Source organism: Amycolatopsis sp. (genome assembly GCF_025464955.1).
GTDB lineage: Bacteria > Actinomycetota > Actinomycetes > Mycobacteriales > Pseudonocardiaceae > Amycolatopsis.
This window is the reverse complement of record NZ_JAODNM010000063.1, coordinates 1-12,744: the sequence shown is the minus strand read 5'-3', so window position 1 is coordinate 12,744 and position 12,744 is coordinate 1. Positions and strand designations below refer to the sequence as shown.

The following is a 12,744-nucleotide window of genomic DNA, read 5'->3' as shown; positions in this document are numbered from 1 at the left end:
AGTCCTGGTACGGAGTTCCGCTGAATACGGCCCTTGGTGCGTCGAGGGCGAAGCACCTCACTCTCCCCGCGAAACCACCTCACCGGCCGTCGCCGGACTTGGGAGCAACGGATGGCTACCAGCGAGTCAGCTCACGACGTGGTGATCGTCGGCGCCGGTCCGGCCGGCACGATGCTGGCGATCGAACTGGGTCGCCGGGGCGTGGACGTCCACCTCGTCGAACGGCGCGAAGGCCGGCTGCGGCATCCGCGGGCGAGCGGGATCCACGCACGGACGATGGAGTACTTCCGCCAGCTCGGCCTCGCTGACGAGGTTCGTCGAGCCGGCGGACTCCCGGTCGAGGACTGGAGCAGCTTCGGCTACCTGACGCGGCTGAAGGACCCGGACATCGGGGCGATCGACATGATGGCCGCGAAGGAGCGCATAGCCGGTCTGGACGCGCTGTCGCCGGAGTTCCTGGCCTGGTGCGCACAGGACACCCTGGAGGGGGTGCTGCGCAAGCACGCGCTGACCTTCCCGAGCATCTCGGTCACGTACGGGTTGCGGGCGGTCGGCGTCGACCAGGACGACGCCGGCGCCACCGTGACGTTGGCCGACGACGAGAACGGGACCGAGCACCTCGCCAGGGCCCGCTACGTCGTCGGCGCGGACGGCGGCCGCAGCACCGTCCGCGCCGCGGCCGGCATCTCCTCCCCCGAGAGTCCGACGATGAGCCACCAGGTCAACGTGTGCTTCGAAGCCGACCTGCGCCCGTTCCTCAAGGGCCGCAACTACATTCTGTACTTCATCATCAACCCGGACACCCAAGGCGCCTTCGTCACCTACGACGGCGACCGCCGATGGGTCTACAGCTGGGACTACGACCCCGAGCGGCAGAGTCCGGACGACTTCACGCCCGAATACTGCGCCGCGGTGATCCGCACGGCGATCGGGTCGTCCGATGTGGACATCCGCGTCGAGAGTACGTTCTTCTGGAAGGTCCAGTCGGCACTGGCGGACAGTTTCCACGAGGGCCGCGTCTTCCTGGTCGGCGATGCCGCCCATCGGTTCCCACCGACCGGCGGGTTCGGCATGAACAGCAGCCTGCAGGACGCGCAGAACCTCGGCTGGAAACTCCACGAGGTCCTGCGCGGCGGTGCGGGGCCGGAACTGCTCGACACTTACGACGCGGAGCGCCGGACCACAGCCCGGCGAAATATCGCCACCACGCTGGCGACCGCCACGAAGTCCGCCGAAGTGGGCTGGTTCGCCAACGACCCGACACTGCTCGCCGAGATCGAAGGCCCCCGCGGCGAGTCGGTCCGACAACGGATAGCCGAGGGGATTCCCGCCCAAGAGCCCCAGTTCTGGTCCTATGGGCAGCAGTTCGGCGTGACGTACGACTCCACCGCGGTCATCCCGGACGGCTCGTCACCGGTCGAATCCACCGTTGTCGACTACTGGCCGACCGCGCGCCCGGGTGCGCACGCCCCGCACGTCTGGCTCGAGTCGCTCGCCGGGGAGCGACTGTCCACAATCGACCTGCTGCACAGCCTCTTCGTCGTGCTCGCACCCCCGGCCGGCCAGGCCTGGGTCGACGCGGCCAAGGGCCTGACCGAAGCCCGCGGCACCGAGATCGACGCCTTCACCATCGGCGCGGGCGGCGACTACAGAGATCCGGAGGGCAACTGGGCGGAGTGCTACGGCCTCGACCCGACCGGAGTCGTCGTCGTGCGGCCGGACGGGTACGTCGCCTTCCGCGCCGCGAAGCTGAGCGCGGGTCAGTCACCGGCCGAGGTGCTGGACGACGCCTTCGACCGCCTGCTCAGCACCACCACCAGCAGGACATCCGGCAGGTAGGAATGCGAGAAGAAGCCCCGGACGACCTGACGGTCACCACAGCCGCGGGCCGGCTGCGGGGTCGGCGTGGCGACCGGGTGCGAACGTTCCAGGGTGTCCCGTTCGCCGCGCCACCGGTCGGTGCCCTGCGGTTCCGTCCGCCGGCACCGGTTCCCGCCTGGACGGGAGTTCGCTCGGCCGAGCGCCCCGGCCCGGCTTCCTACCAGTTCAACGCGGTCAACGAGTCGTCCGTGCGGAAACTGGCCGAAACGATCGATCCCGGCGTTCCCGGGATCATGGCGTGGCCCGACTACGCCAACACCACCTACCGCCACGACAACGCGGCCGAGGACTGCCTCTACCTCGATCTGTGGGTACCGGACCACGAACCCGGTGCCAAACTTCCGGTCTACGTCTACTACCACGGCGGCGCCAACGCGGTGAGCTCCGGCTCCTTCCCGCTCGAACGCGGAGAAAACCTCGCACGCGAACAGCACATCATCGTGGTCCGGCCGAACTACCGCCTGGGCGCGCTCGGCTGGGTCCACTTCGGTCTGCTCGGCGACGACCTCGCCGAGGCGGTCAACCTGGGATTCCAGGACCAGAAGGCCGCACTCGAGTGGGTGCACGCCACCATCGCCGCGTTCGGCGGGGATCCGGCGAACCTCACCATCGGCGGTGAGTCCGCGGGCGCGACGGCCGTGTCGCACCTGCTGACCAATCCGGACACCCGAGGACTCGTCCGCCGCGCGGTGATCCAGTCGTTGTCCCCGTTCAACCCGTGGTGCACCCAGCAGCGTCCGGACGCGGAAGCGGTGGCGCGCCAGTACCTGGACCTGCTCGGAATGACGACGCCGGCAGAGCTGCTCGACGTCGACCCGGACCGGCTGCTGGCTGTCCAGAACGTCCTCGGGCGCTGGTTCGAGCCCGACGCGAACCTCGCGTGGCGCCCACTCGGCGGCGTCGTCGATGGACACCTGATCCCGGAACTACCGGCCCTCGCCCTGTCCGGTAAGGACGTCCCAGCCGGCGACGAGCTCGAGGTGATGATCGGCTTCGCGAAGGACGAGTGGACCTTCTTCCGTGGACACTCCGACACCGTGCGCTCCGGTAGTGCCGAGGACGTGCTCGCGGTACTGGAACAGGTCTTCGGCGTTGAGGCCGCGGGAGTATACCGGTCCTATGAGGACCTTCACCCAGCTCACGCGCCGGGGCACCTGCTCGCCGACGTGATGTCGATGGAGTTCTTCAAGTTCTCCGCCCTCGCCATCGCCGATCGGCTCGACGCCGCCGGCACAACCACGTATGTCTTCGAGTTCGCCTACGAGCTGCCCGGTCTCGGCGGGGACCTCAGAGCGGTGCACACCGGCGACATACCGTTCCTGTTCGGCAACCAGACCGACGAGGACCTCGCTCGCTGGCCGGCCTTCGACGGAATCGACCGGGCGGAGCTGGACCGCGTCTCCCGGGCGATGCGCGACCTCTACGGGGCGTTCATCCGAACCGGCGAACCAGGTCGGACTTGGCCAAGGTACAGACGCGACCAGCAGGCGGTCCTGTGGTTCGGACGCGAAATCGCCGCACGCCCCGGCCTGTTGTCGGCCGAACGCGGTGTGTTCGAGGACGGTGGTGTGCTCGACGTCGCCCAGCTGGAGGACGTTCTCGTGCGCAACCTGCGGGCGCGTCGGCAGCCGCAACCGATTCGACGACCAGTTTGGACGACAACACCATGAGCTCCCCCCAGCGACGCGGCGCCGACATGGTCATCCGCAACGCCGCCGTCTACACCCTTGACCCGGCAAAGCCCTGGGCTCAAGCACTCGCCGTCCGCGACGGCCGAATCCTGGCCGTCGGGGACGATTCGGATGTCGAGCGCCTGATCGACCCGGCGACCGACGTCGTCGACGCGGCGGCCGCCATGGTCATGCCGGGCCTCGTCGACGTGCATTCCCACGTCGGTTTCGGCGGCCAGCAAGCCGCGTGGGAGCTGGTCCTGTCTCCCGCGTTCACCATCGACGACATCCTCGCCGCCGTACATGACCGGGCAGTGGGGCTCGGGCCCGACGAGTGGGTCGTCGGCGGCATAGTCATCAGCCCGGTGTTCCAGCAGCTCGGAACCCGGGAGATGCTGGCCGCGCTGGACAAAGCGAGCCTGGGGCGACCGGTGTTGCTGCGCGACGACTCGCTGCACAACCGCTGGGTCAACTCCCGCGCGTTGGAGATCATGGGCATCGGCTCAGCATCGAGACCATGGTCACCCGCCGCAGCCCCGATCCCGGCGTCCCGGGCACCCTGAACGCCGGGCAGGCACTCGACCTCGCCGCGGCGATCGAGGCGCACACCGTCAATCCCGCGCAGGCCATGAGATTGGACCACGAGGTCGGACGACTGTCACCGGGGCTCTCCGCCGACGTCATCATCCTGGACCGGAATCTCTTCGAGGTCCTGATCGAACAGGTCCATGCGACGCGCGTTCAGCGGACCTGGTTCGCCGGCCGCCTCGTCCACGACGCGACAACGCCGTGACAAGTCAGGGCCGCAACTCGCCGCCGACTTGCGACAAAGCGTCGACGGGTCGAGCGGTCAGGCGGGGACAGCCCGCGCGTCGAGCCTGGTCCTGACAGCCGGGAACAGACTGAGGGCGTTGCGGCCGATCTCCGCACGCTGTCGGTGCGTGAGGCCACCGAAAGCAAGCAGCGACTGCTTGCTGGTTTCCATGGACGCCTCGGTGCTGCACGGCGCTCCACTGTCCGAGCCGTAGACGAGGTGGTCGGCCGTGGTCATCGTCAGCGCGGGCGCCAAGGAGCTCGGGAACCCGGTGGCGGCGGTGTCCAGGTAGAGCCGCGCGAGGTGGTCGACCAGTTCGGCCTGCGTGAGGCCGTGCGGGTTGGGCACCCACGGGTCGGCGCCGAGCAGCGCCAGCCGTCCCGCCGCGGCGGGCAACGCACCCGCGCCGCCGCAGTGCGCGACGATCAGCTTCACGTTGGGGTAGCGACGTAAGACGCCCGCGTAGAGCAGGTCGACGATTGTGCGAACGGTCTCGAACCCAACCTCAAGCAATGGCGCGGGACGCCCCTGCACTGCCGGCGCATAGGCATCCGGATGCGCGAAGACAGTCGCGTGACGCCGGTCGAGCTCGGCCCACATCGGCTCCAGCCGCGGATCTCCGAGATAGACGTCGTTGTATCGGCAGGTGACGGCGAAGCCATCGGCCCCCAGGTCGGTCGAGGCCCGCTCGATCTCGGCCAGCGCGGTCGTCGGGTCATCCGTCGGCAACGCCGCCAGCAGCCCGAACCGAGAAGGGTGCGCCGACACCAGCGACGCGCCGTAGTCGTTGGACGCGCGCAACGCGGCCACGGTCTTTGGGATGTTGCTCAGCAGCTGCATAGCGACGCCGGTACGGTCCATGTACGCCAACGTCCCCTCAACCGTCCAGTGGAACGGCTCGGGCGCGAGGAACCGGGCTTCGCGCATCGCCTGCCACCGCCCGTTTCGTTCCTCGGCGGTGCTCGGCGGCGAGAAGTGCGCATGCACGTCGATCCAGCCCTCAGCCATAACCTCGAGCCTGCACCAGAAAATGGACACAGGCAAGGAAATTCTCGCCGGATCCGGCAGCCTTCCCGATAAGGACGGATTCGTCCTTGACAGCGTGCAGGTGCGCGTCTAGCGTCGAAGGTGACAGCGACGGCCGATTCGATCGGCTCGTTCGTCTTCCCGGACACGCCGATCCGGCGTGGCTCTGTGCCGAAGAGAGAACTGTGATGACTTCACCGACGCTTGCCCATGTCATTCTGAACACCAGCAACTACGAAGAGACGAAGCAGCGGTATCTCGAGGTGCTCGACGCGACGATCGGTATCGAGACCTCCGAGCACACCGCGCGCAGTCCGAGCCCGGTTCCGGCGGTGACGTCCTCCACTCCCGGCTGAACCACTTCGCGTTCGAGTACCCGACCCTGGCCGAAATGCTCGAGACGCACCAGCGGATCGCGAAGTCGTCGATCACCCCGTCGATATGCCTCAACCACGGGCCCACGATGTCCATGTACTACGAGGATCCGGACCACAACGCCGTCGAACTGTTCTACGACAACAAGTTCAGCGAAGAGCAGATCCTCGCCTTCTACGAGGGGGGCGACGACCACGTGCTGGCGCCGATCCGCTTCGACCCCGCGGAGCTGCTGCAGGAGCTCCGCACCGGGAAGACCGTCGCCGAACTGACCGCCTGGTCGCCGCGGGGCGAGTAACGGGCCCCGGCAGCTCCCTGTCCACCGCCATTGTTCGAAAGGATGAAAAACCATGCGACTCGTCAGTTTCGGCCCTCGCGGCAGTGAACTTCCGGGGGTGCTCGTCAACGATTCCGTACTCCCGCTGGCACCCCTGCTGACCGACCTCGGGCTAGCGCGAACAGGCACCGTTCGCAGCGTCCTGCCGTTCCTCGACCTTCTCGGCGCGAGCATCGACGCGGCGCTCAAGCGGGGCGACGAACTGATCCCGCTGGCCGAGACTCGCCTCGGCCCACCGCTCGTGGACCCGCCGAACATCTTCGTCTGCGGCGCGAACTACTTCTCGCACCTCGAAGAGGAGGGCATGGACCCGGAGAAGATGCCGAAACTGCCGGTCATCTTCCAGAAGCCCGCTTCGGCGCTGTCGGGCCCGGCCGATCCGATCATCCGGCCGGTCGAGTGCGCCCAGTTCGACTACGAAGCCGAACTCGCCATCGTCATCGGCAAGGGCGGACGCCGAATCCAGGCCGACCGCGCCGCCGACCACATCGCCGGTTACATGATCACCAACGACGTCAGCGCCCGCGACCTCGGCGAAGGCGAAAGCAAGAGACTGAACGCCGCTCCCCTGTTCCAGCTCATGCGGATGAAAGGCTGGGACACCTTCCTGCCGACCGGCCCCTGGCTGGTTACCACCGACGAAACCGGGAGCTACGAGGACATCCGGATCCAGACCTGGGTGAACGACGAACCACGCCAGGACTCCTACGCCAAGCAGATGGCGACCAGTCCCTCCGAGCTCGTCGAATGGCTGAGCGCCACCACCACCCTCCAACCCGGTGACATCATCACCACCGGAACCCCCGCCGGAGTCGGGATCGGGATGAAGCCGCCCCAGTGGCTTGTCCCCGGGGACACCGTCCGCATCGCGATGACCGGGCTCGGCCAGATGACCACATCCGTGCTCGACGAACAGTGAACCCGGCGAGAAGGAGCAGCAGCGATGTCCGAAACCGGGAACGAAGCCGCCCACTGCAGCATCTGCGAGTTGAAGGCGACCACACCCGACGAGTCCGTTGTGTACAGCGACGACCTGTGGACGGTGATGCTCGTCCTCGACGTACCGGGCTGGTTCATGATCACGGCCAATCGCCACAGCGACGACTGGTTGTGGGGCATGTCCGAACAGGAGTCCTCGACGCTGGGTCCGCTGATCCACCGCGTGAGCCTGGCTGCCAGAGGCGAAGCCGACGCCGAACGTGTCTACCTGATGGGGTTCGGCGAGAAGATGCAGCACCTTCACTTCATGCTGCTGGGCCGATCGGGGTCCACGTCGGCCGAGCTCAGGGGGCCGGGTCTGTTGGCGCACGCCCCTGAATTGGCGGACCGGAGCGAAGCCTTCCGGGTCGGCGCCCGGATGCGCGCGAGGCTCGCGAGCGTCAGTTGACAGCTGCCGGACGTCCTGCTCGTCCGCGGCGAGGACGGGCCGCGGTCGAGCAAGCGATCTCCGACGCCGTCCTTGCCGAACTGGCGGAGGTCGGGTTCGGGCGGCTGACCTTCGAGAGCATCGCGGAACGCGCGGGCACCGGAAAGAGCCCCATGTACCGGCGATGGCCCGACACCACCTCCCTGGTGATCGACACGCTGGACAAGTTGCGCCCGGACCCGGTCACGTACCTCCGGATCGGCATTCTGCGTGACGACCTGATCGGCATCACCCGGCACATGACGGCAACACAGACCGGCGTCAAGGCCGACGCCTTCCGCAGCCTGCTCGGCGAAGCCCACCGGCACCCCCAACTGCTCGCCCGGTTCGGCTCACAGGTGCTCAACCCACTCTTCGAGGCGATGACCGACGTGCTACGCGAGGCCGCCGCGCGAGGTGAGATCTCCGCGGCCCGCTTGACCCCGGTCATCCTCGAAGTGCTGCACGCGCTGATCGTCAAACGCACGCTGCTCGACAAGCACGCTCTCACGGAGCGCCATATCACCGAAATGGTCGACGAGGTGCTCCTCCCCCTCGTGGCATAACTCAGCCGGCCGAGTGAGGTGGGCCAACCCGCGGCTTGGTTGTTGAGCGACAGGGCGCCCTCTGTGACCGGAGTCGTCTTACCCGTGGACGGTGGATGCGGGCTCGACGACTCCGGTCAGGCGGTAGCCGGGCATTCCCAGGCCGACCTCTGTCTCCCAACGGGGTTTCCCGACCTGCCTGTCCGGTCAGCTGCCCTGCCGGTTGCCGTAGTCCCGGGACGAAACGATCAGACCGTCACGAACCCGCATCACGCGGATTCCCGGCATGCTCACCTCCTTGCCACCAAAGCTCGTGCGCATGGTCTGCTCACACACCACGACCTCCGGATCGGTCGTCTCGTAGACCACGATGTCGTCGATCTGGAGATCGGCGTCGAACCCGGCCATCCGGGCGAAATGCTCACGCACCTTCTCGCGCCCTTCGATCCTCGCCTCCGGCCCGGTGGACAACGGGTGAAAGACCACCACATCCTCGGCGAAAAGCTCCGGCAGCTGCTCCCACTTCTTACCGACCATGCCATCGACCAACTGCTGGAAAACCTCGCGTGGCGTACTCATAACACTCTCCTGAGATAGTGGATCCGTTGTTTCCGTTGTGGCGCCGCCCGGTCGATCGCCGGCCACCATCCCTACCCCATATTCAGAGTAGTTATACTACGGTCAATATACACGCGATACGGTCAGCGGGTCCAGCCTCCGCTCGCCGGAGACCAAGAGCATGGCCTCCCCCTTGAACCGGACGCGTAGTACGTGAACAATTTGCCCTATAATGATAGTAGTTCGACTCTTGCCAACTGGACCACTGGAACCGCTGCCGCACGTCACCATTTAATGGCCGCTATACGACTCTGATCATTATCTGAGTGATATAATGACCAGATGGCCACCCGCACGTACCGATCTCCTCGACGGGAGCAGGCCGCGGCCAACACTCGCACCGCGATCCTCGATGCCGCCGAGACGCTGTTCGCAGCGAACGGCTACGCGGCCACGACGGTGAACGAAGTCGCCGCCGCCGCGACGGTAGGGCCAAACACCGTCTATACCAGCGTCGGCGGAAAGCCCCAGCTGGTCGTGGCCTTGATCGAGCGCGCCGCCGCCGATCCGCTGATCAGTGCGAGCCTCGACGAGATCGACACTCTGACCGACGGTCCGGAGATCATCAAGCGCCTCGCCGCCGGCACAAGCGCGGCCAGGCGCAGCCGGCAGCGCGCCATCGCCGTGATGCTGGACAATCTCACGACGGATCCTTTGATCGCCGAAGCGGCCAAACGGACCGCGGCACTCCTGCGCCAACGCCTGCATCGGATCGCCGCGCGCCTCACCGCGGTGCGGACACTTCGGGACGGGACAACCACCGCGCGCGCCACTGCCGTCCTCTGGTTCTACTTCAGCTTTACCCCCTGGCGAGAACTCCGCGACCTCGGCTGGACTTGGAAAGAAACCGAACGATGGCTGGCCGAACAGGCCATCAGCGCACTGATCGACCCGCCGAAGTAAACGAAGAGCCCGTTACGCGGGAGCGGAGGTCAAGTCGCCGTACAAGGTGGCTTGCACGATCGGCTGCAGACTGCGGGCGAGGTCCGCGGCGGGGATCGCGACCAGTGCGCCGGTGCGCAAGACATGGCGCACGAAGGCGATTCCGATGATCTGAGCGCCGAGCAGCTCCACGCGCAGTTCGCGGTCGGGAGACTCGACGCTCTCGCTGAGGAATTCGGTGGTACGTCGGCGCATCTCCTCGTACAGCGCCGCGGCCGCATCCTCGTTGGCTCCCGCGCTGCGGATCAGCGCCAAGAACGGGTCTGCCGTGGGGTTCGAGTCCAGGCGGCCGAGCACACTCTCCAGCAGTTCGGCGACCAATGAGTCGTGATCCCCCGACGGCGCGGACTTCAGATTCTCGGGGCCGGGGAAGGCCGCGAGGAACAACTCCTGCTTCGTGGTGAAGTGTCGCAGCACCAGGCCGACGGCGACGTCGGCCCGCTTGGCGATGTCCCGGATCGTGGCGCTGTCGTAACCGCGTTCGGTAAAGGCCTCGCGCGCGGCTTCGAGGATCTTGGCCTTGGAACGAACGGGGTCGCGGCGTCGGATGCGTCCGGGGTCACTGCTCATGACGCTAGTGTACGCATGTTCACTAGCGTAGGCTCACTAATGGACATGCGTTCATTAGTGACGGGAGCCGCAGATGACAACCACGGACCACATCCCCCGGCGCCTGGTGGTGGCCATCACCGGAGCGACCGGCGCGGCCATCGGCATCGCCGTGCTGACGGCACTCGCCGCCCTCAAGGTCGAGACCCACCTGGTCCTGAGCCGCTGGGCCAGGACCACCATCGCCATGGAGACCGACCTCCGGGTCGCCGACGTGACCGCGCTCGCCGACCACGTCCACGGAATCGACAACCAGTCCGCGTCGATCTCGAGCGGATCGTTCCCGGTCGACGGCATGATCATCGCGCCGTGCAGCATGAAGACCCTGGCCGCGATCCGCGCCGGCTTCGGCGACAACCTCATCAACCGCGCGGCCGACGTCACGCTGAAGGAACGCCGTCGCCTGGTACTGGCCGTCCGCGAGACGCCGCTGTCGCCGATCCACCTCGAGAACATGCTCGCACTGAGCCGGATCGGCGCGACCATCATGCCGCCGGTACCGGCGTTCTACACCCGCCCCACCACCGTCGCCGACGTCGTCGAGCACACCGCCGCCCGCATCCTGGACCAGTTCGGGCTCACCGTCCCCGACATCCCCCGCTGGGCAGGCCCACCCCACCTCCTCGGCACCGGGGAATCCACCGCCCTGGAGGGAGCACGATGAATCCCGCCGACGACCTTCGAAGCCACCTGGCCACCTTCGCCGAACTCGGCGAAGTCCAGCGCGTCGACCGATCTGTCGCCACCGATCTCGAGGTCGGCGCGATCATCCGCAGGTGCGGCGAAACCGGCGCGCCTTCCCCGCTGTTCACCAGCCTCGACCGGGGCAAGCCGGGATTCCGGATACTCGGCGCACCGGCGTCGACCAGCAACCACTCGCACCACCGCCTCGCCCGCATCGCACTCGCATTGGGGTTGCCCCCGGCCGCCGGCGGCCTGGAGATCGTCGAAGCACTCGCCGCGGCCCGACAGCGCGCGCCCATCCCGCCCAGGCTGGTCGAGTATGGGCAGTGCAAGCAGAACATCCTGCTCGGCGAGGACGTCGACCTGGAAATCTTCCCCACCCCACGCATCCATGACGGCGACGGGGGTCGGTACTTCAACACCTGGGGAGCGCTCATCGTCCAGGACCCCGACGGGAACTGGACGAACTGGACGATCTCGCGGCTCATGATCCACGACCACCGCACACTGGTGGGGCCGCTCGCACCGACCCAGCACATCGGCCAGATCTTCGAGCTGTGGCGTCAACGCGGCGAACCGATGCCGTTCGCCGTGGCCCAGGGCGGACACCCCGCGATCCCCTTCGCCTGCGCGATGCCGATCCCCCGCGAGGTCGACGAAGTCGCCTTCCTCGGCGCCTACTTGGGAGCCCCGCTCGACGTGGTCACCTGTGAGACCAACGGCCTGCAGGTACCGGCCAACGCCGAGATCGTCGTCGAAGGTCACGTCGATCCCAGCCACACCGGCCCGGAAGGACCGATGGGCGAGTACAGCGGCTATATCGCCACCCACACCTGGCAGGCTCCGCTGTTCCACGTCGACGCCATCACCTACCGCGACGACGCGATCCTGCCGGTCGTCGCCGCGGGCGAACCGGCAGACGAGACGCACACCGCGTCGGGAACCGTCTACGCCGCCGAAGCACTCCACCAGCTCCGAACGGCCGGCCTACCCGTCACCACCTGCTGGCTCCCTTACGAGGCCGCGACGTCCTGGTTCGTCGCCACGGTTCCCGTGCGCTGGCGGGAGGAGTTCGCGGGGACGTCGACCGAACTCGTGAGCCGGATCGCGACCACGTACTTCCACAGCAAGCCGGGGGTCGAACTGGCGGTTGTCATCGTGACCTACGACGACGTGGATCCCACGGACATCAGCGCCCTGGTCTGGGCGATGGCTACCCGGACGCATCCACACGACGGGGCGATCTACTTCCCGGACGAGCCGATCACCCCACTGCCTCCGTCCTGGTCCAGTGCGGACCGAGCCGCACTGCGCGGAACCAAAGTCGCCTACAACTGCCTCTACGGCGACGAATACCCCGATCCCGCGGACCTGCCCCGCCGCTCATCGTTCGCCTACTGCTACCCGAACTCCCTGCAACGGGACGTACTGCGGAACTGGGAGTCGTACGGCTTCAGCTCATAAGGCCTCTGCCGGAGCCCTCAAGCCGCGCCACTACCAGGACGTCTCACCCACAACGGGGAACTTGGGCAATACCGGGCCTGTCTCGCGAACGGTGTTTCGGCGTGTTCCGTGGAACTGTTGATGTCGCCTCGATCAGGATTTGGCTCCGCGACCCCGTTCCATGATCCACAGGACACGCTTTAATCAAATGAGACGACATCTTGTGCGTGCGCGTTGGCGAAGGCTTTCGCCTTGGGCGCCGAAGACAGCGAGTATCTCCGCGGGCCCCGGGCCGGCTGCGGCGTACCAGTGCGGTGTGCGAGCGTCGTATTCGGCCACTTCGCCGGGAGCGAGGATCAACTCGTGCCCTTCGAGCAGGAGTCGCAGTCGCCCGG

At 67.1% G+C, this 12,744-nt stretch carries 16 protein-coding genes; 12 read left to right on the top strand and 4 right to left on the bottom strand.

Annotated elements, in window-relative coordinates:
* Positions 1-111 precede the first annotated feature (111 nt).
* The 4 genes from JWQ81_RS14105 to JWQ81_RS14090 are packed head-to-tail and all read left to right on the top strand — an operon-like array spanning position 112 to position 4,344.
* On the top strand, positions 112-1,839 hold the full coding sequence (locus tag JWQ81_RS14105) for an FAD-dependent monooxygenase (RefSeq protein ID WP_297541476.1): 1,728 nt from the start codon (positions 112-114) through the stop codon (positions 1,837-1,839).
* Positions 1,840-1,841: 2 nt separating this feature from the next.
* Complete coding sequence (locus JWQ81_RS14100) at positions 1,842-3,551, top strand: carboxylesterase family protein (protein WP_297541474.1); 1,710 nt, start codon at positions 1,842-1,844, stop codon at positions 3,549-3,551.
* Positions 3,548-4,114, top strand: a complete 567-nt coding sequence (locus JWQ81_RS14095; RefSeq protein ID WP_297541472.1) for an amidohydrolase family protein — start codon at positions 3,548-3,550, stop codon at positions 4,112-4,114. Before JWQ81_RS14100 ends, JWQ81_RS14095 begins: the two co-directional genes overlap by 4 nt.
* Positions 4,069-4,344: an amidohydrolase family protein gene (locus tag JWQ81_RS14090; protein ID WP_297541470.1), complete on the top strand. Its 276-nt coding sequence runs from the start codon at positions 4,069-4,071 to the stop codon at positions 4,342-4,344. The genes JWQ81_RS14095 and JWQ81_RS14090 overlap by 46 nt, the downstream gene beginning before the upstream one ends.
* Before the next feature lie 57 nt (positions 4,345-4,401).
* Here the strand turns inward: JWQ81_RS14090 and JWQ81_RS14085 are convergent, their stop codons facing one another.
* Complete coding sequence (locus tag JWQ81_RS14085) at positions 4,402-5,373, bottom strand: amidohydrolase family protein (RefSeq protein WP_297541468.1); 972 nt, start codon at positions 5,371-5,373, stop codon at positions 4,402-4,404.
* A 206-nt stretch (positions 5,374-5,579) separates the two neighbouring features.
* Between JWQ81_RS14085 and JWQ81_RS14080 the strand changes: the two genes are divergently transcribed.
* Genes JWQ81_RS14080 through JWQ81_RS14060 form a run of 5 tightly spaced genes read left to right on the top strand, consistent with a single transcriptional unit; the run spans position 5,580 to position 8,074 of the window.
* Positions 5,580-5,747: a hypothetical protein gene (locus JWQ81_RS14080; protein ID WP_297541515.1), complete on the top strand. Its 168-nt coding sequence runs from the start codon at positions 5,580-5,582 to the stop codon at positions 5,745-5,747.
* Entirely contained in the window at positions 5,744-6,064 is a 321-nt protein-coding gene (locus tag JWQ81_RS14075; protein ID WP_297541513.1) for a hypothetical protein, read from the top strand. Before JWQ81_RS14080 ends, JWQ81_RS14075 begins: the two co-directional genes overlap by 4 nt.
* Before the next feature lie 52 nt (positions 6,065-6,116).
* On the top strand, positions 6,117-7,022 hold the full coding sequence (locus JWQ81_RS14070) for a fumarylacetoacetate hydrolase family protein (protein ID WP_297541466.1): 906 nt from the start codon (positions 6,117-6,119) through the stop codon (positions 7,020-7,022).
* 24 nt (positions 7,023-7,046) lie between these two features.
* Positions 7,047-7,490, top strand: a complete 444-nt coding sequence (locus JWQ81_RS14065) for a hypothetical protein (protein WP_297541465.1) — start codon at positions 7,047-7,049, stop codon at positions 7,488-7,490.
* Positions 7,487-8,074 (top strand): TetR/AcrR family transcriptional regulator, encoded by a 588-nt coding sequence (locus JWQ81_RS14060; RefSeq protein ID WP_297541464.1) that lies wholly within the window; start codon positions 7,487-7,489, stop codon positions 8,072-8,074. Before JWQ81_RS14065 ends, JWQ81_RS14060 begins: the two co-directional genes overlap by 4 nt.
* A gap of 186 nt (positions 8,075-8,260) precedes the next feature.
* Here the strand turns inward: JWQ81_RS14060 and JWQ81_RS14050 are convergent, their stop codons facing one another.
* Entirely contained in the window at positions 8,261-8,632 is a 372-nt protein-coding gene (locus tag JWQ81_RS14050) for a nuclear transport factor 2 family protein (protein ID WP_297541463.1), read from the bottom strand.
* 321 nt (positions 8,633-8,953) lie between these two features.
* Between JWQ81_RS14050 and JWQ81_RS14045 the strand changes: the two genes are divergently transcribed.
* Positions 8,954-9,574: a TetR/AcrR family transcriptional regulator gene (locus JWQ81_RS14045; RefSeq protein ID WP_297541462.1), complete on the top strand. Its 621-nt coding sequence runs from the start codon at positions 8,954-8,956 to the stop codon at positions 9,572-9,574.
* 12 nt (positions 9,575-9,586) lie between these two features.
* Here the strand turns inward: JWQ81_RS14045 and JWQ81_RS14040 are convergent, their stop codons facing one another.
* Positions 9,587-10,183: a TetR family transcriptional regulator gene (locus tag JWQ81_RS14040; RefSeq protein ID WP_297541461.1), complete on the bottom strand. Its 597-nt coding sequence runs from the start codon at positions 10,181-10,183 to the stop codon at positions 9,587-9,589.
* Between the two features lie 73 nt (positions 10,184-10,256).
* On the opposite strand from JWQ81_RS14040, the gene JWQ81_RS14035 reads away from it, so the two are divergent.
* Complete coding sequence (locus JWQ81_RS14035; protein ID WP_297541460.1) at positions 10,257-10,886, top strand: UbiX family flavin prenyltransferase; 630 nt, start codon at positions 10,257-10,259, stop codon at positions 10,884-10,886.
* A complete protein-coding gene (locus tag JWQ81_RS14030) occupies positions 10,883-12,370 on the top strand; it encodes a UbiD family decarboxylase (RefSeq protein ID WP_297541459.1) in 1,488 nt (495 codons plus the stop codon). Before JWQ81_RS14035 ends, JWQ81_RS14030 begins: the two co-directional genes overlap by 4 nt.
* 183 nt (positions 12,371-12,553) lie before the next feature.
* On the opposite strand, the gene JWQ81_RS14025 is transcribed toward JWQ81_RS14030, so the two are convergent.
* Positions 12,554-12,744, bottom strand: a 191-nt coding sequence (locus tag JWQ81_RS14025) for a cupin domain-containing protein (RefSeq protein WP_297541457.1), incomplete at its 5' end; no start/stop codon positions are given.